Annotated in this window: 20 protein-coding genes; 7 read left to right on the top strand and 13 right to left on the bottom strand. The window is 68.3% G+C overall.

Annotated elements, in window-relative coordinates; genetic code table 11:
- The first annotated feature begins 106 nt into the window (after window positions 1-106).
- Window positions 107-1,420: a nicotinate phosphoribosyltransferase gene (locus tag ON37_RS05935; protein WP_040717649.1), complete on the top strand. Its 1,314-nt coding sequence runs from the start codon at window positions 107-109 to the stop codon at window positions 1,418-1,420.
- Between the two features lie 27 nt (window positions 1,421-1,447).
- Window positions 1,448-2,026 (top strand): isochorismatase family protein, encoded by a 579-nt coding sequence (locus ON37_RS05930; RefSeq protein WP_040717740.1) that lies wholly within the window; start codon window positions 1,448-1,450, stop codon window positions 2,024-2,026.
- Here ON37_RS05930 and ON37_RS05925 read toward each other — a convergent pair whose 3' ends face one another.
- A complete protein-coding gene (locus tag ON37_RS05925) occupies window positions 2,027-2,893 on the bottom strand; it encodes an alpha/beta fold hydrolase (protein WP_040717647.1) in 867 nt (288 codons plus the stop codon).
- Between the two features lie 210 nt (window positions 2,894-3,103).
- On the opposite strand from ON37_RS05925, the gene ON37_RS05920 reads away from it, so the two are divergent.
- Window positions 3,104-5,203 carry an ATP-dependent DNA helicase gene (locus tag ON37_RS05920; RefSeq protein WP_040717645.1) on the top strand — a complete coding sequence of 700 codons (2,100 nt, stop codon included), beginning with the start codon at window positions 3,104-3,106 and terminating at the stop codon, window positions 5,201-5,203.
- A 173-nt stretch (window positions 5,204-5,376) separates the two neighbouring features.
- Here ON37_RS05920 and ON37_RS05915 read toward each other — a convergent pair whose 3' ends face one another.
- The 5 genes from ON37_RS05915 to ON37_RS05895 form a co-directional block, all read right to left on the bottom strand.
- Window positions 5,377-5,907 carry a DoxX family protein gene (locus ON37_RS05915; RefSeq protein WP_083892751.1) on the bottom strand — a complete coding sequence of 177 codons (531 nt, stop codon included), beginning with the start codon at window positions 5,905-5,907 and terminating at the stop codon, window positions 5,377-5,379.
- A 123-nt stretch (window positions 5,908-6,030) separates the two neighbouring features.
- Window positions 6,031-7,392 carry an NCS2 family permease gene (locus ON37_RS05910; protein ID WP_040717737.1) on the bottom strand — a complete coding sequence of 454 codons (1,362 nt, stop codon included), beginning with the start codon at window positions 7,390-7,392 and terminating at the stop codon, window positions 6,031-6,033.
- A 130-nt stretch (window positions 7,393-7,522) separates the two neighbouring features.
- Entirely contained in the window at window positions 7,523-7,966 is a 444-nt protein-coding gene (locus ON37_RS30815; RefSeq protein ID WP_051031249.1) for a hypothetical protein, read from the bottom strand.
- Window positions 7,967-8,040: 74 nt separating this feature from the next.
- Window positions 8,041-10,707 carry an alpha-glucan family phosphorylase gene (gene glgP, locus ON37_RS05900; RefSeq protein WP_040717643.1) on the bottom strand — a complete coding sequence of 889 codons (2,667 nt, stop codon included), beginning with the start codon at window positions 10,705-10,707 and terminating at the stop codon, window positions 8,041-8,043.
- An 85-nt stretch (window positions 10,708-10,792) separates the two neighbouring features.
- Complete coding sequence (locus ON37_RS05895) at window positions 10,793-11,581, bottom strand: dienelactone hydrolase family protein (RefSeq protein ID WP_245553073.1); 789 nt, start codon at window positions 11,579-11,581, stop codon at window positions 10,793-10,795.
- 131 nt (window positions 11,582-11,712) lie between these two features.
- Between ON37_RS05895 and ON37_RS05890 the strand changes: the two genes are divergently transcribed.
- On the top strand, window positions 11,713-13,716 hold the full coding sequence (locus ON37_RS05890; RefSeq protein WP_040717639.1) for an alpha-1,4-glucan--maltose-1-phosphate maltosyltransferase: 2,004 nt from the start codon (window positions 11,713-11,715) through the stop codon (window positions 13,714-13,716).
- A 28-nt stretch (window positions 13,717-13,744) separates the two neighbouring features.
- Window positions 13,745-15,955 (top strand): 1,4-alpha-glucan branching protein GlgB, encoded by a 2,211-nt coding sequence (gene glgB, locus ON37_RS05885; protein WP_051031248.1) that lies wholly within the window; start codon window positions 13,745-13,747, stop codon window positions 15,953-15,955.
- On the opposite strand, the gene ON37_RS30810 is transcribed toward glgB, so the two are convergent.
- The 4 genes from ON37_RS30810 to ON37_RS05860 form a co-directional block, all read right to left on the bottom strand.
- Complete coding sequence (locus tag ON37_RS30810) at window positions 15,910-16,278, bottom strand: SSI family serine proteinase inhibitor (RefSeq protein WP_051031247.1); 369 nt, start codon at window positions 16,276-16,278, stop codon at window positions 15,910-15,912. The genes glgB and ON37_RS30810 overlap by 46 nt on opposite strands.
- Window positions 16,279-16,348: 70 nt before the next feature.
- On the bottom strand, window positions 16,349-17,197 hold the full coding sequence (locus ON37_RS05870) for a tetratricopeptide repeat protein (RefSeq protein ID WP_040717636.1): 849 nt from the start codon (window positions 17,195-17,197) through the stop codon (window positions 16,349-16,351).
- Window positions 17,198-17,258: 61 nt separating this feature from the next.
- The gene (locus ON37_RS05865; RefSeq protein WP_040717633.1) at window positions 17,259-17,612 is read right to left on the bottom strand and encodes a DUF3817 domain-containing protein; all 354 of its coding nucleotides are present in this window, start codon (window positions 17,610-17,612) and stop codon (window positions 17,259-17,261) included.
- 95 nt (window positions 17,613-17,707) lie between these two features.
- Window positions 17,708-18,889, bottom strand: coding sequence for an acetyl-CoA C-acetyltransferase (locus tag ON37_RS05860; RefSeq protein WP_040717631.1), 1,182 nt, complete (start codon window positions 18,887-18,889; stop codon window positions 17,708-17,710).
- Window positions 18,890-19,023: 134 nt separating this feature from the next.
- On the opposite strand from ON37_RS05860, the gene mce reads away from it, so the two are divergent.
- Complete coding sequence (gene mce, locus ON37_RS05855; RefSeq protein ID WP_040717629.1) at window positions 19,024-19,494, top strand: methylmalonyl-CoA epimerase; 471 nt, start codon at window positions 19,024-19,026, stop codon at window positions 19,492-19,494.
- 86 nt (window positions 19,495-19,580) lie between these two features.
- Window positions 19,581-20,573 (top strand): coiled-coil domain-containing protein, encoded by a 993-nt coding sequence (locus tag ON37_RS05850; protein ID WP_040717627.1) that lies wholly within the window; start codon window positions 19,581-19,583, stop codon window positions 20,571-20,573.
- 147 nt (window positions 20,574-20,720) lie between these two features.
- Here ON37_RS05850 and ON37_RS34005 read toward each other — a convergent pair whose 3' ends face one another.
- From ON37_RS34005 to ON37_RS05835, 3 genes are read right to left on the bottom strand one after another with little or no spacing between them, the layout of a single operon-like run.
- Window positions 20,721-21,026: an Rv1322 family protein gene (locus ON37_RS34005; RefSeq protein ID WP_040717624.1), complete on the bottom strand. Its 306-nt coding sequence runs from the start codon at window positions 21,024-21,026 to the stop codon at window positions 20,721-20,723.
- 7 nt (window positions 21,027-21,033) lie between these two features.
- Window positions 21,034-21,723: an endonuclease NucS gene (gene nucS, locus ON37_RS05840; RefSeq protein ID WP_040717621.1), complete on the bottom strand. Its 690-nt coding sequence runs from the start codon at window positions 21,721-21,723 to the stop codon at window positions 21,034-21,036.
- 46 nt (window positions 21,724-21,769) lie between these two features.
- The gene (locus ON37_RS05835) at window positions 21,770-22,513 is read right to left on the bottom strand and encodes a rhomboid-like protein (RefSeq protein WP_051031254.1); all 744 of its coding nucleotides are present in this window, start codon (window positions 22,511-22,513) and stop codon (window positions 21,770-21,772) included.
- Window positions 22,514-22,701 lie beyond the last annotated feature (188 nt).

Genomic DNA, 22,701 nt, shown 5'->3' with positions numbered 1-22,701 from the left:
GAGTACGACTCGACTCCGAATAAACAACACCCGCGCCGACCGGGACCGCACGTGATTCGGCCGCCGCGACACGCGCGCGGCGCACCGCGGTGTCTACAGTGGCCGGGTGGACACATCGGCCGCCGCCGCAAGTACCGCCCTGCTGACCGACCAGTACGAGCTCACCATGCTCGCGGCCGCCCTGGCCGACGGTTCGGCTCAGCGGCAGTGCACGTTCGAGGTATTCGCTCGCCGGTTGCCGCACGGTCGACGATACGGCGTCGTCGCGGGTACCGAACGGTTGCTCACCGCCCTGCGCGAATTCCGGTTCGGTGCGCCGGAACTCGCCGTGGCGGCTCGATTCCTCGACGACCGGACGCTCGCCTGGCTGCGCGAATTCCGCTTCACCGGCGATATCGACGGCTATCTCGAAGGCGATCTCTACTTTCCCGGCTCGCCGATCCTGTCGGTACGCGGCAGTTTCGCCGAATGTGTCGTTCTGGAGACGCTGATCCTGTCGATCCTCAACCACGACAGCGCGATCGCCGCCGCGGCCGCGCGCATGGTCAGCGCCGCGGCGGGACGCCGGTTGATCGAGATGGGTTCGCGGCGGACCCATGAACTGGCCGCGCCCGCCAGCGCCCGCGCCGCCTATCTGGCCGGGTTCGACGCCACCTCCAATCTGGAGGCGGTGCGCCGCTACGGAATTCCGGGTGCCGGGACGAGTGCGCACGCGTTCACCCTGCTGCACAGCGGCCCCGACGGGCAGCACGAGGCAGCCGCCTTCCGCAGCCAGGTGGAGACCCTGGGTATCGGCACCACCCTCCTGGTCGACACCTTCGACATCACCGACGGAGTTGCCCGCGCGATCGAAGTGGCCGGCACCGAATTGGGCGGCGTGCGAATCGATTCGGGCGATCTAGGGGTGCTGGCCCGGCAGGTCCGCGACCAGCTGGACGGTCTCGGCGCGACTCGCACCCGGATCGTCGTCTCCGGCGACCTGGACGAGTACGCCATCGCCGCACTGCGCGCCGAACCGGTGGACGCCTACGGTGTCGGTACCTCACTGGTCACCGGCTCCGGCGCCCCGACCGCCGGGATGGTCTACAAACTCGTCGAGGTCGACGGCGTGCCCGTCGCCAAACGCAGCAGCCACAAGCAGTCGCGCGGCGGCACCAAGCGCGCCGTCCGGCTGTCCCGGGACACCGGGACGATCGTCGAGGAGATCGTGTATCCGGCCGCCGCGCCGCGTCCGTCGGGCAATGGGTACGAAGTGCGGGACCTTCTGGTTCCGCTCGTTCGCAAGGGCGAACCGGCCGCCGATCTCCCGGGGCTGACCGCGGCCCGGGAGCTGGTGGCCCGCGGATTGGTCAGTCTGCCGTGGGAGGGGCTGAAATTGTCGGCGGGCGAACCGGCCATTCCGACCACCTTCCTACAATGAGGACGGACGCGAAACGAGGTGCGGGAGATGCCTAGAGCGCTCATAGTCGTCGATGTCCAGAACGACTTCTGCGAGGGCGGGTCCCTCGCGGTGACCGGCGGCGCGTCCGTCGCGCGGCGGATCAGCGAGTACGTGGCCGCGCACCGCGACGACTACGCGACCGTCGCCGCCACTCGCGATTTCCATATCGATCCGGGCGCGCATTTCTCCGAGCATCCCGATTTCGTCAACAGCTGGCCGCCGCACTGTCGGGCCGGGACACCGGGTGCGGATTTTCACCCCGACCTGGACACCTCCAGCTTCGAGGCGGTGTTCTCCAAGGGCGCCTACAGCGCCGCCTACTCCGGATTCGAGGGCTCGACCGATGACGCGGTCGGCCTGGCGGATTGGTTGCGCGACAAGGGTATCGACGCCGTCGACGTCTGTGGCATCGCCACCGACCACTGTGTCCGCGCCACCGCCGCCGACGCCCGCGCGGCAGGTCTGACCACCCGCGTCCTCCTCGATCTGACCGCCGCCGTGGCTCCCGACACCACCACCGCGGCATTGGCGGAGCTACGCACCGCCGGCGTCGAACTGGCGGGCGAGGTACCGACCGGCGGGTAGCTAGCGCTCGGCGACCAGGAATTCCGCCAACGCCGTGGCAACCGGCTCTGGATTCTCGACCTGCGGGTAGTGCCCGGTGACCGGTTCGGCGTCCAGCACCGCGAACCGGGCCTGCGGGAATCGTTCCCGCAACCGCGCGAGCACATGGCCGCCGCTGATCGGATCGGCCGGACCCCACACGAAAAGCATGGGACCGCCGTAACTTTCGAGGGCTCGCCGCCACCGTTCGGCATGAGCACGGCGCTCCTCGTGGTAGCGATTGATTGCCCATTGCACGCGGCGACCGTCGTGATCGGTCAGGGCGAGCCACATCTCGTGCAGGTCCGCGTCCGACACCGGGCGGCCGAGGATACGGCGCAGTGTCAGCCGGAAAGTAGCCTCCGACATCATCGGATTCAGCGCCTTGCCGATCCGGGTGGTCATCAGACGCTGAATCGGCAAGGGGCGGTACAGGTCCGGATACAGTCCGCCGTTCAGCCAGGCGGTCCGGGAGAGCCGCGCGCTGTCGCGCGCCAGCAGTTCCTGCGCCACACTGACCCCGTAATCGTGTGCGACCAACGCGGTTTCGGTGATGCCGAGCCGTTCCCACAGCCGCTCGACCAGCCCGGCCTGTTCGGTCATCCGGTACTCGTGGCGGCGCGGTTTGTCGCTGGCCCCGAAACCCAGGAAGTCCAGGGTCGTCACGCGCAGGCCCGCGGCGGTCAGGGCGGGCAGAATCGAGACCCAGTCGTGCGAGGACGTCGGATATCCGTGCAGCAGCGTCACCGGCCGCCCGTCCACGGGTCCGTCCTGACGATGGAAAATTCGATGGCCGTCCAGTTCGAGGTGCGAGCCCCCGGCGACCCAGGTGCGGTAGTCCGGCTCCATGCGAATCTCCTTCCCCGATCCGCACCCCCTGATGCGGCGTCCCGCTCACCCTATCGGCCCGCCGGTCCGTCGGTCGGCTTCGGAATGCCGGCTGTGGACAACTGCGTAGCTGTGGACAACCAGTATTCGGTCCGGCGCCGACCCGGAACTCGGACGAGGCTGCCGCCGCCGGCCGGACCGCTTGTCGGCCGGGGGCGCTAGTCTGCCTGCGTGCCCGAACTCCCGCCCGTACCGACCCTGTTGGCGACCGCCGTGGAAGCGCTCGGCGGTACGGCGCGTACCGGTCAGCAGACCATGGCGGCCGCGGTTGCCCATTCGATCGACACCAAGGAGCATCTGGCGGTGCAGGCCGGCACCGGCACCGGCAAGTCCCTCGCCTATCTGGTGCCGAGTCTGCGGCATGCGGTGCAGACCGGGCGCACGGTGGTGGTGTCGACCGCCACCATCGCACTGCAGCGTCAGCTGGTCGATCGCGATCTGCCGCGGCTGGCGCAGGCGCTGGAAAAGCCGCTCGGCCGGCTGGCGCGGTTCGCGATTCTCAAGGGCCGCAACAACTATCTGTGCCTGCACAAGATCAACAGCGCGATCCCGGACGAACCGCCGGAGACCGAACTCTTCGACGCTTTCGCGATCTCCCGACTCGGCCGCGAGGTGCAGCGGCTCAACGAATGGGCCTCCGATACCGAGACCGGCGACCGCGACGAGCTGGTTCCCGGTGTCAGCGACCGGGCCTGGCGTCAGGTCAGCGTGTCGGCCCGCGAATGTCTCGGCAAGTCACGCTGCCCGTTCGGCACCGACTGTTTCGCCGAGCGCGCGCGGGCCGAATCCGGACAGGCCGATGTGGTGGTGACCAACCACGCCCTGCTGGCCATCGACGCCATCAGCGGAATCCAGGTCCTGCCCGAACACGATGTGGTGGTCATCGACGAGGCACACGAACTGGTGGACCGGGTCACCGGCGTCGCGACGGCGGAACTGTCCACCGCGACCATCACCGCCGCCGCCAAACGCTGCGCAAAACTCGTCGACGAGGCCGATCTCGACCGGCTCGAGAGCGCCGCCGAGGCCTGGCACGAACTGCTGGAGGATCTGCCGCCGGGGCGATGGGACGAGCTGCCGGCGGGCGGCGACCAGGTACTGGCCCTGCTGCGGGATGCGGCGTGGACGGTGCGCACGGCGCTCGCTCCCCCGGGTTCCGCTGCGCCGCAGGGTGATCCGGAGGCTGCCGCCGCGCGCAATATGGCCGTCGCGGCGGTCGAGGAGGTGCACGATACGGCGGTGCGCGCCCTGACCGCCTTCGAGGAGCCCGATCCGGCCGCCCGCCGCGACGTGCTGTGGTTGGCCGTCGACGAGCTGCGCGGGGTCGCGCGCCGCACCCTGCACATGGCCCCGCTCTCGGTCGGCGGATTGTTGCGCAGCCGATTGTTCGGCACCGCCACGGTGGTCCTGACCTCGGCGACGCTGCAGGTCGGCGGATCGTTCGACGGGCTGGCCGTCACCTGGGGCCTGCCGCCGCAGATACCGGAGCGCGCCGGAGCCGACACTCCCGACGCCGGAGCCCGCACCGACGGGCCCCGGCGCATCGACCCCGGCCTGGCCAACGGCGGCGAGGCGCCCTCGGACAACTCGCTGCTGCGCTGGAACTCACTCGATGTGGGTTCGCCGTTCGACCATGCCAAATCCGGCATCCTCTACGTCGCCAAACATCTGCCGGCCCCCGGCCGGGACGGCCTGGCCCCGGCGTACCTGGACGAGATCGAGCGGCTGATCGAGGCGGCCGGCGGCCGCACGCTAGGACTGTTCTCCTCGATGCGCGCGGCCAAGGCGGCCACCGAGATCCTGCGCGAGCGACTGGATACGCCGATCCTGTGCCAGGGCGAGGATGCCACCGGAACCCTGGTCCGCCGCTTCGCCGAAGATCCCGCGACCTCGCTGTTCGGCACGCTGTCGCTGTGGCAGGGAGTCGACGTCCCGGGTCCGTCGCTGAGTCTGGTGATCCTCGACCGCATCCCGTTCCCGCGCCCCGACGATCCGCTGCTGGTGGCGCGGCAGCAGGCGGTACAGGCGCGCGGCGGCAACGGATTCCTCACCATCGCCGCCAATCACGCTGCCCTGCTCCTGGCGCAGGGCACCGGCCGGCTGTTGCGCAGTGTGCACGATCGCGGCGTGGTGGCGATTCTGGACCCACGCCTGGTGACCGCGCGGTACGGAGGCTATCTGCGGGCCTCGCTGCCGCCGTACTGGGAGACTTCCGACCCGGAGGTCGTCACCAAGGCGCTGCGCCGGCTCACCGCGGCGGCGGAGAACTGAAGCGAACCGTGATGTGACACCAGCCACAATCACAGTGAAAGATCTTCTATTCGGAAGTAAATTGGCGGTCGATACCTCCGGTGACCCCCAATTCCCACATCGGAAGTATCCGAGGTCCCCGCGTCGCGACCCCTGCACGCGACGTGGGGACCCTCCTTTCCGCCGACCCCGGCCTATTTGGTCAGCAGGGTCACCACCGCGGCGACGACGCCGAGCACGAAGGCTCCGGTCCCCCACACGATGCCCTTGCGCTGCCAGGCCCGCCCGTGGTCGAGGGAGAAGCGCCCCGGTCCGGTGAAGCCCAGCGCCACCGCGACCACCGCGAACAGCAGCGCGCTCTCGTAGCCGGCCAGCCCGCCGGACCACGTCACGTTCATCGCGTTGATCATCGTGCCGAGCACGATCGCGGCGGCCAGCGGCGTCAACAGACCGAGGAACAGCAGGCCGCCGCCCACCGCCTCGCACAGCCCGGCCAGCACGGCGAAGAACTTGCCCGGGTTGTAGCCCATCTGCCCGAATCCGTCCGCGGTCGCGGTGAGGCCGTAGCCGTTGAACCAGCCGAACAGCTTCTGCGTGCCGTGGACGAACAGCAGCCCGCCGAAGAACAGGCGCAGCAACAGGAGGCCGGTATCGGCGGCGACCGGATCGGCCCCGGTCCGGAACTCCAGCGGTCGGGCAGTCCGGGTTTCGGTATTGGCGGTCATGATCGTCGTGATCCTCACTCGTTAGTTGGTCGAAGCAAATCGGACCGCGGTCCGGTTAGTAATACGGAGACTAACCGACCTCGGTTCAACGCTTATTCCGTAGGACGAGGAATCGGATCCGGACTAATCGGCGAGGAAGAAGAAATATGCCAGGAAGATCGCCATCAGCACCCACATCACCGGGTGAACCTCGCGGCCACGCCGACGGGCCAGCATGACCACCGGATAGAAGGTCAGTCCCATCGCGATCCCGTTCGCGATGGAGTACGTCAACGGCATCATGATCACGGTGATGAACGCCGGAATGGCGTATTCCAGCTTGCCCCAATCGATGTCGCCCAGCGCGCGGGACATCAGCACGCCCACCACGATCAGGGCCGGCGCGGTCACCGCGGGCACATCCGCGACCACCGCGAAGATCGGGAAGAAGAACATCGCGGCCAGGAACCAGCCGGCCGTGGAGACCGCCGTCAGCCCGGTCCGCCCGCCGGCACTGACACCCGCGGTCGATTCGACGTAGGCGGTGGTGGTCGAGGTACCGATCACCGCACCGGCGGCCGTGCCGATGGAATCGGCGGCCAGCGCCTGCGCGGCCCGCGGCAGCTTGCCGTCGGCCCCCAACAGGCCGGCCTGGTTGGCGATACCGATCAGGGTCCCCGAGGCATCGAAGAAGTCGACGAACAGCATGGTCAGCACGACGATCGCCATCTGTCCGGTGAACGCGTCCGGCAGGTGGACGATCGCCTGGCCGAAGGTCTGGTCGAGTCCGTGCGGCAGCGCCACCACCTGATGCGGCAGATGCACCAGCCCGCTGACGATACCGACCACGGTCGTGCACACGATGCCGTACAGCACCGCACCGTGCCAGCCGAGGACGAGGAAGACCACGGTCAGCAGCAGCCCGAACAGTGCGAGCAGCGTGGTGCCCTTGGTGAAATCCCCCAGGTGGACGAAGGTCGCCGGATCGGAGACCACGATGCCGGCGTTCTTGAGTCCGAGAAATGCGACGAACATCCCGATGCCGGCGCCGACGGACAGTTTGAGCTGGAGCGGAATCGCATCGATGATCTTCTCGCGCACCTTGGTCACCGCGAGGACGAAGAAGATGATGCCCGACAACAACGTCCCGGACAGCGCGACCTGCCAGTCGATACCCATGCCGAGCACGACCGAATAGGCGAAGAAGGCGTTGAGCCCCATCCCCGGCGCGAGCGCGATCGGATACCGGGCCCACACCCCCATCACCAACGTGCCGACCACCGCCGCCACCGCGGTCGCGGTGAACACCGCCTGGGTGGGGATGCCGCGGGCACCGAGCTGACCGTGATCACCGAGCACCGACGGATTGACCGCGAGGACATAGGACATCGCGAGAAAGGTCACCGTGCCGGCCATGAGTTCGCGCTTCATGGTCGACCCGTGCCGCGCGACGCCGAAGTAGGCGTCGATGCGCCCGCGCGACCGCGACAGGACGTCGATGCTCATCAGTTGTTCTCCACCCTTGCGCGGACGATCGGACTGTGCCGAGGGAACCGTAACGGGCCGGGCCTGCCGGATGCCATTCAGACCGGCGAACATGCGGCAAATCACGGTGCTCGATCGGCGGTCCTACCTGCTACGCGAGCAACAGGGCCAGCACCGCCGCGACCGTGACGAGGATCGGCACCAGCAGCACCGGAACCAGCAGCACGGCCACCAGGCGCCCGCCACCGCGGGCACGCTGCGGTGTGGTGCCGATCGACGCGGAGGCGAAACCGCTCGCCGGCATGCGGTAGTGGATCGGTACGCGTTCCCCCGGATCGACCGTCACCACCAACTGCGCCGGATGCAGCAGTACCCCGAAGCGATCGATGTGAATCCGGACCTGATGCCGCCCCGCCGACACCGGAATCAGCCAATTCCCCCAGCCGCGCGCCCGCACCACCCCGTCGACCACGACCTCGGGAACCAGGGCCATCAGCGTCGCGGCAGCGACCCGCAGCGGCGCGGCGACATCGACAGCGAGCACCGGATGCGACCCGGATTCGCTCGTGAGGCCGTGTTCGTGATCGTCCGGCATATCGGCATTCCTCCCGTTCGTTCCTGAACGAGGATGCGCTCGCGGACTTACAGATCGCTCGAGAAAGACCAGTACTACGGAGCGGCGGCGGCGACCAACCCCAGTTCCGCCGGTCCGGACAGCAAGCGGTGCCGCGGCAGGATCCGCACGGTGTATCCGACGGCGCCCGAGCGCGGCAGCGGCGTGCTCACCGCATACAGCTCGGTGCCGGAATCGCTTGCGACGTGGTCCATCTCGACGATGACCGGATCGGTGAGCTCGTCGTCGGGTGATACCCGGCCCAGTACCGCCTGCACCGCCACATCGCTGGGCGCCAGACCGGCCAGGTCGATCCGCGCCCGCAAGGACAACTCGGCGCCGATCACCGGAATGTCGGCCAGCCCCGAACTGTCGACCTGGACCACCTTCACCTGCGGCCAGACCGAATCGAGGCGGCGGCGGAACTCGGCCAGTTCTCGCGCACCGGCGTAGTCGTCGCGGGCCACCGCCGCGTACGAGGTGGCGGCCGGAACGTAGTAGCCGGTCGTGTAGTCGCACACCATGCGTGTAGCCTGCACCTTCGGCCCGAGGCTGCGCAGGGTGTGGCGCACCATTTCCATCCAGCGCACCGGCAGATCGGCGGCGTCCCGCTCGTAGAACCGCGGCAGGACCGACCGTTCCAGCATCTCGTACAGGGCGGCGGCCTCCAGATCGTCGCGCCGGTGCTCGTCGCGCACGCCGTCGGCGGTCGGGATGGCCCAGCCGTTGTCGCCGTCGTACATCTCGTCCCACCAGCCGTCGCGGATGGACAGGTTGAGCCCGCCGTTGAGCGCCGCCTTCATTCCCGAGGTGCCGCACGCCTCGAGCGGGCGCAACGGATTGTTCAGCCACACATCGCAACCCCAGTACAGATAGCGGGCCATCGACATGTCGTAGTCGGGCAGGAAGACGATGCGGTGGCGTACCGCGGGGTCGTCGGCGAACCGCACGATCTGCTGGATGAGCGCTTTCCCGCCGTCGTCGGCCGGATGACTCTTGCCGGCGACCACCAGTTGTACGGGGCGTTCGCGGTCGAGCAACAGGGCCCGCAGCCGGTCGGGGTCGCGCAGCATCAGCGTGAGCCGCTTGTACGTCGGCACCCGGCGCGCGAACCCGACGGTCAGTACCGTCGGATCGAAAACGTCGTCCACCCAAGCCAATTCGGCCGGCGCCGCGCCGCGTTCGAGCCACGAGGCGCGCAGCCGCCGACGCACTTCTTCGACCAGGACCGCCCGCAGGGTGTTGCGGGTGTCCCACAGGTCACGCAGATCCACCTCGCTCAGCCGCGCCCACCCGTACGCCTGCGCGACCGGTTCGGTGCCGGCCGCCGCGCGGGCGGTTTCCGCTGGGAGGTCCGCCGCGGCCGGGTCCGCTACTGCCGCCGCGGTATCCGTCGCTCGCGCCGCGGTCTCGAGCCATTCCCGCGCCGCCCACGTGGGGGCGTGCACGCCGTTGGTCACCGATCCGATCGGCACCTCCGCGGCATCGAATCCGGGCCACAGCGGCGCGAACATCTGCCGGCTGACCTCGCCGTGCAGCTTCGACACGCCGTTGGCGCGCTGGGCGAGTCGCAGCCCGAGGTGGGCCATGTTGAACACCGCCGGATCCGCTTCCCGGCCCAGCGCCAGGATCCGGTCCACGGAAACCCCTGGCAGCAGCGGAGATTCGCGGTCCCCGTGCGCACCGCCGAAGTATCGCCGCACCAGTCCGGCCGCGAACCGATCGATACCGGCGGGCACCGGCGTATGGGTGGTGAACACCGTCGCCGCCCGCACCGCCACCAGCGCCGACTCGAAATCCATACCGGCGGACATGTATTCGCGAATGCGCTCGATCCCCAGAAAGCCCGCGTGGCCCTCGTTCATATGCCAGACGTCCGGATCGGGCAGGCCGCGCGCGTGCGTGTAGGCGCGCACCGCCCGTACGCCGCCGATTCCCGCCAAAATCTCCTGTTTGATGCGATGGTCCTGGTCACCGCCGTAGAGCCGGTCGGTCACCGCGCGCAGTTCCGGATCGTTGTCGGCGATATCGGAATCCAGCAGCAGCAACGGAATTCGGCCCACCTGCGCGATCCACACCCGCGCGCGCAGCACCCGCCCCTCGGGCATCGGCACATGGATGAGTACCGGCGCCCCCTCCTCGGTGAGCAGGCGGAGCGGCAACCCCTGAGGGTCCAGGTCGGGGTAGCGTTCGGCCTGCCACCCGTCGGCGGTCAGCGACTGCCGGAAATAGCCCGACCGATAGAGCAGGCCGACCCCGATCAACGGCAAGCCGAGGTCCGACGCCGCTTTCAAATGGTCGCCCGCCAGGATCCCCAGCCCGCCGGAGTAGTTCGGCAGCACTTCGGAGACACCGAATTCCATCGAGAAATAGGCGATCCCGCGCGGCACCGACGCCGGCTCGTCGCGCACCTGGTCACCCGCGAGGGAGTCGCCGAACCAGCGCGGCCGGGTCAGGTAGTCCCGCAGGTCGGCCGCGGCGGCGTCGACGACGCGCTGATAGTCCGGGTCGGCGGCCAATTCGTCGAGGCGGTGCGCCGCCACCTCGCCGAGCATCCGTACCGGGTCACGGCCCACCCGCACCCAGAGTTCTGGATCCAGCTGTGCGAACACGTCCTGGGTCGGCCCGTGCCAGGACCACCGGAGATTGGCGGCCAGCTCACCGAGGGCGGCCAACCGCTGCGGCAGATGGGCACGGACGGTGAAACGACGCAAAGCCTTCACCGGGTAGACCCTACACGGCGACGGCCGCCCACCTACCGCACGACGATCCGGAACCAGCGTGCTGACCAGGCCCGGAGGACCCGGGTCAGCCGCGGAGGGTGCGGTCGAGCAGACCCAGTAGTTCGCGACGGTGCCGCTCGTCTGCCGCCCGGTCGTAGGCCGACGTATCGGACTGGGTGTAGCCGTGGTGGGCACCGGGATAGACCTCGGTGCGATAGCGAAGTCCGGCCGCGGCCAGTGCCTGGTCGAATTGCTCGATCTGCTCCGGCGGCAGGGAAGGATCCGCGTCCGCATGGCCGAAGTACAGTTCGGCCGTGACGGTGCCGAGGACGCGATGCGGACTGTCGGGCCCGTCGACGACCAATCCCCCGGTGTGGAATCCGGCCGCGGCCGCGATCCGGTCACCGAAGGCGGCGGCGGTATAGAGCGCCAGGCGGCCACCCATGCAATAGCCGGCAGTTCCGATCGGCCCGGGTGCCGTGTACTCGCAACGCGTCAGCCGATCCAGGTAGGCGCCGGCGTCCCGGACGGCGACCTCGCGAGTGAGCTCGTGGATCATCGGGCCGAGGGCGCGAAACAGTTCGGGCCGCTCGTCCGGGTCGATGTATTCGGGCAACTCCACGACGGGCGCGGGGCCGTGTCGATAGAAGACGTTGGGTACCAGGACCGTACAGCCCGCGGCGGCGATGTCGTCGGCGAGCGCCCGCAGGCTCGAACGCAGGCCGAAGGCGTCCATGTACAGCAGCACCCCGGGGTGACGCCCACCGTCGTCGGGATGCGTCAGGTAGGCATCGGCCACGCCGTCGGGCGTGCTGATCTCCACCGTGGCGCCCTGCACTGCCGTCATGCGCGATTCCTCTCGTTCGGTGCTCATCTCGAATCCGCGGCGCCAAAAACGGAACCAGCGCCCCGGAAAGTCTGCCACGGCCGACCGCGGGCCCGCAATCGCCGCACCCCGGACCGCATGCGCAGGACAGCCGGCGGACTACCGGTACGGTTGGTGCCGTGACCGGTCGCATCGCCATCGATGACACCGCCCCTGCCATCGCGGGCGGATATCCGGCCAAAGCCGTGGTCGGCGAGGTCTTCCCGGTCCGTGCCGTGGTGTGGCGCGAAGGCCACGACGCGGTGGCGGCCACGCTGGCCGTGCGCGGACCCGGCGGCGGGCGCACCCAGCGCATCCGGATGGCGCCGGAGTTCGAACCGGACGTGTTCAACGCCGTCTTCACCCCGAACACCCCGGGCCTGTGGACGTTTCGCATCGAAGGCTGGAGCGATCCGATCACCGGCTGGCGGGCCGCGGTGGAGGCGAAACTCGCCGTCGGCCAGAGTGCGGCCGATCTGGCCAACGACCTCGAAATCGGCGCCCGGTTGTTCGAACGGGCCGCGCAGGCGGTACCCAAGCGGCAGTGGGAGATCCTGCGCGCCGCCGCGGCCGCGCTGCGCAGCGACGCCCAACTACCGGCACGCGTCGCCCCCGCCTTCGGCGCCGAGGTCGCCGACATCCTGCGGGAAACACCGCTGCGCGAACTGGTCACCCGCGGTCCGGCCCACACCGTACTGGTCGAACGCCGCCGCGCACTGGTCGGCGCCTGGTACGAATTCTTTCCCCGCTCCACCGGCGGCTGGGACGACGACGGCAATCCGGTCCACGGAACCTTCGCCACCGCGATCGAGGAGCTGCCCCGCATCGCGGCGATGGGATTCGACGTGGTCTATCTGCCCCCGATCCATCCCATCGGCACGGTGAACCGCAAGGGCCCCAACAACTCTCTCACCTGCGGCCCGGACGACGTCGGCTCCCCGTGGGCGATCGGCTCGGCCGACGGCGGCCACGATGCGATCCATCCCCGGCTCGGCACCGAGGCCGACTTCGTCGCATTCGTCTCCGCCGCAACAGAACTCGGACTCGAGGTAGCGCTGGATCTGGCTCTGCAGTGCGCGCCGGACCATCCGTGGGTGCGCAGCCACCCCGAATGGTTCACCACCCTGCCCGACGGCACGATCGCCTTCGCCGAGAATCCACCGAAGAAGTATCAGGACATCTACCCACTGGACTTCGACAACGATCCCGACGGGCTCTACGCCGCCGTGCTCGGCGTCGTCCGGCACTGGATCGCCCTGGGCGTCAAGATCTTCCGCGTCGACAATCCGCACACCAAGCCCGCGGACTTCTGGGAGTGGCTGCTCGCGCAGGTCCGCCGGACCGATCCGGACGTGATCTTCCTGTCCGAGGCGTTCACCCGTCCGGCCCGCCTCTACGGCCTGGCTCGGCGCGGATTCTCGCAGTCCTACACATATTTCACCTGGCGCACCACCGCACACGAATTGGCCGAATTCGGCCGCGAACTCGCCGCCAAGGCCGACGAGGCCCGGCCCAACTTGTTCGTCAACACCCCGGACATCCTGCACGAGAGTCTGCAGCACGGCGGCCCCGGCATGTTCGCGATCCGCGCGGTGCTGGCGGCGACGCTGGGACCGAGCTGGGGGATGTACTCCGGATTCGAACTGTTCGAACACCAGGCGGTGCGGCCCGGTAGCGAGGAATACCTCGACTCGGAGAAGTATCAACTGCGACCACGGCGCTTCGCCGAGGCCGCGGAGCGGGGTGAATCACTGGCCCCGTTCGTCACCCGGCTGAACGAGATCCGCCGCGCCCATCCCGCGCTACAGCAGTTGCGCTGCATCGCCTTTCACCACGTCGACAACCCGGCCGTGCTGGCGTATTCGAAGGTGGATCCCGCCTCCGGCGACGCGGTGCTGATCGTGGTGAACCTCAACCCGTTCGGTGCCGAAGACGGGATGATCTCGCTCGACCTGCCGGCCATCGGGCGCGAATGGCACGATCGCCCGACCGTCCGCGACGAACTCACCGGCGAGGAATACCACTGGGGCCAGACCAATTACGTGCGACTGGATCCGGTGCGCGCACCCGCCCACATTCTGGTCCTGCCGCCGGTATCCGCCGCCGCGCGCACGGAACTGGCCTATCGCAGGACCTTCCGATGAGCAACGACACACCCCGGCGGCCGCGCCGATGAATCGGCGCGATCTCATGCTGCTGGCGGCGGGGACCCATACCGATCCGCACACCGTACTCGGCGCTCATCCGCACCCGGACGGCACCGTCATCAGAACGCTGCGGCCCCACGCCGATTCGGTTGCCGCCCGGATCGGCGGCGTCGACCATCCGCTGCTCCCGGTCGGGCACGGCGTCTTCGAGGGTGTGGTCGGATACCACGACCTGTGGGACTACCGGTTGCTCGTGTCCTATCCCGGCAGCCGCACCGTGCTCACGGCCGACGGATACCGCTTCCTCCCCACCGTCGGCGAGCTCGATCTGCATCTGCTCGGCGAGGGCCGTCACCAGCGCTTGTGGGAGGTGCTGGGCGCTCATCCCCGGGAATACACCACCCTCGACGGTCCGGTGTCGGGGACCTCGTTCGCGGTGTGGGCGCCGAATGCCCGCGGTGTCACCGTTTTCGGCGATTTCGACCACTGGGACGGTACGAGTACGCCGCTGCGCCGGCTGGGTTCCTCCGGCGTGTGGGAGGTGTTCGTCCCCGGCGTGGCCCCCGGTACCCGGTACAAATACCGCATCCACGGCGCGGACGGACGCATCGTCGACCATGCCGACCCCGTCGCCTTCGCCACGGAGGTTCCCCCCGCCACCGCCTCGGTGGTTACCAGCAACACCCACCGGTGGAGCGACGACCGGTGGTGCGCCGACCGGTCTCGCCGCGACCCGACCCGGGAACCGATGAGTGTCTACGAGGTCCATCTCGGCTCCTGGCGGCCGGGCCTCGACTATCGCGGCGCCGCCGAGCAACTCGCCGATTACGTCTGCGAACGCGGATTCACCCATGTCGAACTGCTCCCGGTCGCCGAACACCCGTTCGGTGGTTCCTGGGGCTACCAGGTCGGCTCCTACTACGCGCCGACGGCACGCTTCGGATCTCCGGACGATTTCCGTGCCTTCGTCGATCATCTGCACGGACGCGGAATCGGTGTGATCCTGGACTGGGTGCCCGGACATTTCCCCCGGGACGAATGGGCCCTGGCCCGCTTCGACGGCACCGCCCTCTACGAACACCCCGATCCCCGCCGCGGCGAGCAGTTGGAGTGGGGCACTTACATTTTCGACTTCGGCCGGCACGAGGTGCGCAACTTCCTGGTCGCCAACGCGCGGTTCTGGATCGAGGAGTTCCACATCGACGGCCTGCGCGTCGACGCCGTCGCCTCGATGCTCTACCTCGACTACTCGCGCCCGCCGGGCGGATGGGAACCCAATGTGCACGGCGGCCGGGAGAATCTGGAGGCCGTCGCCTTCCTACAGGAGCTGAACGCCGCGGTGCACACCGGATATCCGGGAGTGGTCACGATCGCCGAGGAATCGACCACCTGGCCCGGGGTCACCCGCTCCACCGAGGTCGGCGGCCTGGGATTCACCCTGAAATGGAATATGGGCTGGATGCACGACACCCTCGGCTATCTCGGCCGGGACCAGGTGCATCGCAGCTGGCACCACAACGAGATCACCTTCTCCACGGTCTACGCCTGGAGCGAGAACTACCTTCTCCCCATCAGCCATGACGAGGTGGTGCACGGTAAGGGCACGCTGTGGACGCGAATGCCGGGCGACGATTTCGCCAAGGCCTGCGGGGTCCGGGCTCTGCTGGCATACATGTGGGCCCATCCCGGTAAGAAGTTGCTGTTCATGGGCCAGGAGTTCGGCCAGTTCCGGGAGTGGTCGCACGACCGCGGCCTGGACTGGGACGAATTGGCCAATCCGCTGCACGACGGCATCCGCGTTCTGGTGACCGATCTGAACGGCGTGTACCGGGCGCACCCGGCGCTGTGGAGCCAGGACACCTCACCCGGCGGCCATTCCTGGATCGAGGCCGACGACCACGAGCACAACGTGCTGGCCTTCCTGCGCTACGGCAACGACGGGTCCGTGGTGGCCTGTGTGTTCAATTTCTCCGGCCTCGAACATCGCGACTATCGCATCGGCCTACCGGCGACGGGTACCTGGCGCGAAATCCTCAACACCGACGCGAGCGCGTACGGCGGCGGCGGCACCGGCAACCTCGGCGCGGTCACGGCGACCGACCGACCATGGCACGGCCGGCCCTGTTCGGCGGAGGTCACCATCGCACCCAACAGCGCGATCTGGCTGGCTCCCGACCATCGTGAGCCGGTTCAGAACTGCCAGGGCGCCGGCAGCTCCGGGACAACACACTCGTAGGTGTGTTCCACCGACACCGGCATGCCGCGTATCGTGCCGTGCGCACGCAACTCCACCGGGTAGTACCGGAAACAGCGAACGCCGGAATCGGAATCGGGCAACACCAATTCGGTGTCGGCCAGATACGCGCAGGCCGCCGCCGCGTCGGGATGTGAGCCGCCGACCGGATCGCAGGTCAGAGTCACCGAGCGAGGTGAGCGATCGGGTTCGGTACGGGTGAAGACCAACTGGGTGGCGGCTTCGTGCGCGCCCGCACTACCGGCCGGCACCAGCACGGCCGCCGCGCACGCCGCGCCGATCAGCACCCGTAGGACCACGTTCACAGCAGCCTCCCGTCGCCGGACCCTCGTGCGAGCGTCGCGGCCGATGGGCGACCGCGACGATCGACGTCACTCAGTACAGCGCCGTCGCCAGCTTCCGACGGGCCGCGACCACCACCGGATCGGCGGTGTCGAACAGCTCGAACAGCTCCACCAGGCGGGTCCGCACCCGGTTCCGGTCGTCGCCGGACGTGCGCTTGATCAGCCCGATCAATCGGTCGAAAGCCGCCTCCGGCTGCTGGTTGAACAGTTCGGCGTCGGCCGCGGTGAAGGCGGCGTCGATATCGGTGGGATCGGCGTCGGCTACTGCCACCGCATCCGCGGGCAGTTCGCGGGCGCGGGCGAAGAACCGCACCTGGCGCAGGGCCGCCTTGGCTTCCTCGTTGGCGGGCTCGGCGGCCAGGATCGCCTCGTAGGCAGCCTCGGCACCGGCGATATCACCGCGGTCGAGCGCTTCCTCGGCGGCGACGAATCGCGGGTCCTCCGGCGCGGGCGCCTCACCCTGATCCGCGCCGACCCCGGGCAACTTGCCCCGGACGGCGTCGACGACCGCGTCGAGCCACTGTTTGATCTGAGCTTCCGGCTGCGTGCCCTGGAAGTCGGCCAGCGGCTGCCCGGCAGCCACCGCGATCACGGTCGGGATGCCCTGCACCCCGAAGGCCTGCGCGATGCGCATATTCGGCTCGGCTTCGACCGTGGCCAGCTCCCAGCTGCCACGCGCCTCGGCGACCAGGCGCTCGAACAGTTTGACCAGGTCGACGCTGCCGGGGCTGCGCTGGGAGTACAGGACGACGACAACCGGCACCTCGAGCGATCGCCGCAACACCTTGGTCTCGAAATCGGCCTCGGTGACGGCGTGATCGCCCGGGACGTCCGTGGCGGCCGGCTGTTTGAGAGCGGACAGATCCACCGCGCCGGACATGGCAGCGGCGACGGCGGGCGAGGGACGACGTGCAGCAGGTCGAGTCACGACATCCAGTTTGTCACGACACCGCGGGTGCCGGAGCCGCGGCCGCGCTCAGTTCTCCCAATTGTCCGGAACGAATCGCCCAGCGCTCGAACCACACCGAACTGAACGGCACCACCGAGGACAGCAGTCCGAGCAGGATGGTCTTACCGGGCCACTCGTACTCGCGCCAGGCCAGCAGCAGGCTCACCGCGTACAACAGGAAGATGATCCCGTGCAGCATGCCGAACACCATCACCGGCCAGGTGATGGGTTCGGGCAGCCGCTTGAGCACCGAACCGAGTAGCAGCAGCGCCCACGACGGCGCCTCCAGCAGTCCGAACAGACGCACCCGCTTGGCCACGGTGCTCACGTCGAAGAATTCGCCCATGGACTCCATTGTGCCCAACGACTACGCAGTGTCGTAGTAGGTGTGGGTCACACCACACGACACACCGCGCGGCCGCGGGAAAACGCCCGAGTGGATCAGACCCGCACGATCAGCGCGTCGCCCTGGCCGCCGCCACCGCACAGGGCCGCCGCGCCGATACCGCCGCCGCGCCGCTTCAACTCCAGCGCCAGGTGCAGCAGAATGCGCGCACCCGACATGCCCAGCGGATGACCGATCGCGATCGCGCCGCCGTTGACGTTCACCTTCTCCGGATCGATCCCGAGCTTGCGAGTCGAGGCGATACCCACCGCCGCGAACGCCTCGTTGATCTCCACCAGATCCAGATCCGCGGGCGAAATGCCCTCTTTCGCACAGGCTTTCGCGATCGCGTTGGCCGGCTGCTCCTGCAGCGTGGAATCGGGACCGGCCACCACACCCGCGGCGCCGATCTCGGCGATCCAGCTCAGCCCCAGCTGCTGGGCCTTCTCCTTGCTCATCACGACCACCGCGGCCGCGCCGTCGGAGATCTGCGACGCCGACCCGGCGGTGATGGTGCCGTCCTTGGCGAAGGCCGGACGCAGCTTGCCCAGCGATTCGACCGTGGTGTCGGCCCGGATGCCCTCGTCCTCGCGGACGACGATCGGGTCGCCCTTGCGCTGCGGCACCGATACCGGCACCACCTCGTCTTCGAACACACCGTTCTTCCACGCCGCGGCCGCCTTCTGATGGGACGCGGCGGCGAAGGCGTCCTGCTCGGCCCGGCCGATGCCGTCCCCGGCGTTGCGCGATTCGGTCAGCGCGCCCATCGCCTGATCGGTGAAGATGTCGTGCAGACCGTCGTAGGCCATGTGGTCGCGCAGCGTCACATCGCCGTATTTGAAGCCCTCACGGCTCTTCTCCAGCATGTGCGGGGCCCGGCTCATCGACTCCTGGCCACCGGCCACCACGATCTCGTACTCGCCCGCGCGAATCAGCTGATCGGCCAACGCGATCGCGTTGATACCGGACAAACACACCTTGTTCACCGTCAGCGCCGGCACATCCATCGGAATCCCACCGGCCACCGCGGCCTGCCGCGCCGGAATCTGCCCGGCCCCGGCGGTCAGCACCTGACCCATGATCACGTAGTCGACCTGTTCGGGCGCCACCCCGGCCTTCTCCAGCGCCGCCTTGATGGCGAAACCACCCAGATCCGACCCGCTGAACCCGGACAGCCCACCGAGCAGCCGACCGACCGGGGTACGGGCGCCGGAGACGATGACAGAGGTGGTAGCCACGGTGAACCTCGCTTCTCGAATGCGTGCACAGCGGCGGCGGGCCGCTTCTGTGCTCAGCGACGCGCCGCTCTCGTACCCAACGGTAACCCGTGCCGTCCCGGCAGCTCCAGGTAGGTGCGCGCTACCTTCGTAGAGTGAGCACTACCGATACGTCCGCTTTCATCCCCGCCGACTATGTCATCGCCGTCGACCACGTCGGCGTCGCAGTACCGGATCTGGACACCGCCGTCGCGTGGTATTCCGACAATCTCGGCATGGTCGAAACCCATCGCGAGGTCAACGAGGCCCAAGGCGTGCACGAGGCGATGCTGTCGCTGCCCGGTTCCGGCGACGACGCCACTGCTCTGCAGTTGCTGGCGCCGCTGAACGAGGACTCGACGATCGCCAAGTTCATCGACCGCAACGGCCCGGGTTTGCAGCAACTGGCCTACCGCGTGACCGATATCGAGGCGGTAGCTACTTTTCTGCGAGGCCGCGGCATCCGTTTGCTGTACGACGCCCCGCGCGCCGGGACGGCGAACTCGCGGATCAATTTCGTACACCCGAAGGATGCTGGCGGTGTGCTCGTGGAACTGGTCGAACCGGCGGCGAATCCTACTCACTAGTACCGCAATCCGGCCGCAGAAACAGTTCGTAACGACATTCGCAGTCGACTCACCATGGTGGGTCGACAGGCTGTAGTTTGTGGGGCATGTCGTCCACTGAGCCCGATCGCAATCGCTTCGTCGCGTTGCCCTTCACGGTAGTCCGTAAGGGCTATGACCGTGACGAAGTACGCAATTACTTCGACCGCTTCGATGCCGAGCTGAGGGTTACCGCAACAGATCGCGATGCCGCCGCCGCTCAGGCCCGCAACCTGGCCGCCCAGCTGGAGGACGCCCGCGACGAAATCGACGAGCTCCGTAAGGAAGTCGATCGTCTGTCGGTGCCGCCCACCACCGCGGAAGGTATGAGCGACCGGATCTCCCGGATGCTGCGTCTGGCATCCGACGAGGCATCCGAGGTCCGCGCCCAGGCGCAGGCCGAGGCCGCCGAGATGATCTCGATCGCCGAACAGCAGGCCACCGAGATGCGCGGCAAGTACGAGTCGCTGCTGGCCGAGACCAAAGAGAAGCGCGAAGCGCTCGAGGTCGAATTCGAGCAGACGCTGTCGAACGCCCGCGCCGAATCGGCCAAGATCGTCGAGGCCGCCCAGGCCGAGGCCAACCGCATCACCAAGGAAGCCGAGGCCAAGCGCAAGGCCGCCCAGCAGGACTTCGAGGCCACCATGGCCGAGAAGCGCACCAAGCTGACCAAGGCCATGGAAGAGCTGGAGGCCTCCAGCCGCGCCGATGCCGCCCAGCGCATCAAGGAGGCGACCGACGAGGCCAACCGCCTGGTCACCTCCGCCACCCAGACGGCCGAGCGCAAGATCGCGCACGCCAAGGAACTGGCCGAGGAGATGCGCGTCCTGCGCGGCCGAGTTCTGGCCCAGCTGTTGGGAATTCGCGGCCAGCTCGATTCCGTCCCGGCCATGCTGGCGGCGGTCAACCGCGAGAGCGAACTGCTCGACGGTGCGCCCGAACAGCGCTCACTGTCCGGTAAGCAGTCCGGTTCCGGCCGGCAGAAGGCCATCCCCGAGGTCAAGGCGGAAGACGAAGAGTCCGTCGACGAAGAGCGCGAAAGCGCCGAAGTTTCGAGCTGACACCCGCGCCACCCCCTCAGGGCGACAACTTTCACCACCCGTTTCGAGGCCGCTCCCGCACTGCGGGGGCGGCCTTCCCTATGTGCAGCCGGCCGTCCGGTATGTAGTGGTCGCCCGGTTCCGCCCCATCGATGGATCGAGCGCCGCCTACGACCAGCGCCGCGTAATCGTCCGGGTATGCCGACCGCGCCAGCAGCCGGAATGCCAATGGCGTCGGTCGTGCTCACCGCCGTCCGCCGGCCAAGCCACGATATGCGCTGTGCCGGGCGGGATTTCGTGATCACAGCCGGGACAGCGGTAGGTCTTCACCGCGCGCGAACCCGGAACGGTGCGCACCACATAGGTTTCCGCACCCCCCGGGCCGGCCTCGGTCCGGCCGAAGACGTCACCGATCGGCCGCGGTTCCCGGGGGAACCGCGACGACGACTGCGGGCGTGGCTTCCGGCGGGGCACGAACGCCTCAGAACAACCGGAATTCGGAACTGTCGGTGCCGCGGAGGGCGTCGTAATCGAGTGTGACGCAGCGGATTCCGCGGTCGGTCGCCAACGTGCGGGCCTGCGGCTTGATCTGCTGCGCGGCGAAGACACCGGTCACCGGCGCCAGCAGCGGATCGCGATTGAGCAGTTCGAGATAGCGAGTGAGCTGTTCGACGCCGTCGATCTCACCCCGTCGCTTGATCTCCACCGCCACGGTGGCCCCGGCGGCGTCCCGGCACAGGATGTCCACCGGCCCGATAGCGGTCATGTACTCCCGGCGGATCAAGGTATAGCCGTCGCCGAGGGTGCCGATGTGTTCGGCGAGCAACTCCTGCAGGTGTGCCTCCACCCCGTCCTTGACGAGGCCGGGATCGACACCCAGTTCGTGGGCGGAATCGTGTTCGATGTCCTCGACGGTGATCCGTAGTTCCTCGCCGGCCTTGTTGGTCACCACCCAGAGCCGGGTGTTCTCGGGCACGGCATCGGATCCGGCGTCGCGTTCCTCCATCCAGCAGGGCGGGCTCATCCAGTTCAGCGGTTTGTACGAGCCGCCGTCGGAATGCACCAGCACCGAACCGTCCGCCTTCATCATCAGCAGCCGACGAGCCATCGGGAGGTGTGCGGTGAGCCGACCCACGTAATCGACCTGGCAACGAGCAATCACAAGGCGCACCGGTCGAGTCTAGGCCCTCCCCGAGTCCGCCTGCGGCGCGGGGCGATCAGCCTACGAGCAGGATGTAACCGAGGGCCGCGGCGATGATCAGCAGCGCGGTCTCGAACCGGTTCAGCCGTGGCGCATGCGCGTGACCGCTACGCAGCAGCAGCCATCCGGTCAGCAGTCCGATCGACAGCGCGATCAGATGGCCCACGTTGGTGAAGGTATGTCCCATCACCACGCCGGCGACGGCCACCGCGGTCAGCGAGACGGCCCAGGTGGGCCGCCACTTGCTCGGCAGCACGACGATCAGCGATCCGATCACCGCCAGGGCGCCGTAACTGACCCCGACGTCCTCGGCGAGCGAAATACTCGTCGGCAACCATTTGACGCTCACCGCGACCCACAGGCCGCCCGCGACGAGCAACGTCGCCCCGATGTGACCGGCGATGAATATGCGCAGTAGTGACAGCGCTCCGAATCGCCATTCCGCGAGCACCAGCAGACACACGAGCAGCGGGATCAGGAGGGCTCCGGCGGTACCGTCGCCGATCACGAACGCGCTGGAGAACAGGGTGCCGAAACGTCCGGCCAGCAGGTTGTTCAGATTGGTGCTGGCATGTTGAATCACGCGGGTCTGCTGGGCATCGCTGAGCACCGAGACCAGCACGGTCACCGCGATCAACAGCGCACCGTAGCTGTAGGTCATGGGCAGCTTGAGACGATCCCGCAGCGTGAGGGAACGGCCGACCGTGCCGAGGTCGGACTCCAGTGCTGACTGAGTGGCCGGCTCCTGGAGTAGAACCATTCGGATCACCTTCCGCTACCACGCCGGCGCCCACTGCACCGGATCGACACTTCCATGATCCCGATCGATCACCCAGATGGTGTCAAGCTCGGTTAGGAAAGTCCTGTGAAACGGGAGTACCCAACCGAATCGATCCCATTCGCCCGAAAATCGGCCCGACCAGGGCCGTTCGTTCGATACGGAGAGCG

The organism is Nocardia veterana NBRC 100344, from assembly GCF_000308855.1.
GTDB lineage: Bacteria > Actinomycetota > Actinomycetes > Mycobacteriales > Mycobacteriaceae > Nocardia > Nocardia veterana.
The sequence above is the reverse complement of the archived record's forward strand: the minus strand, read 5'-3'. Positions and strand labels throughout refer to the sequence as shown.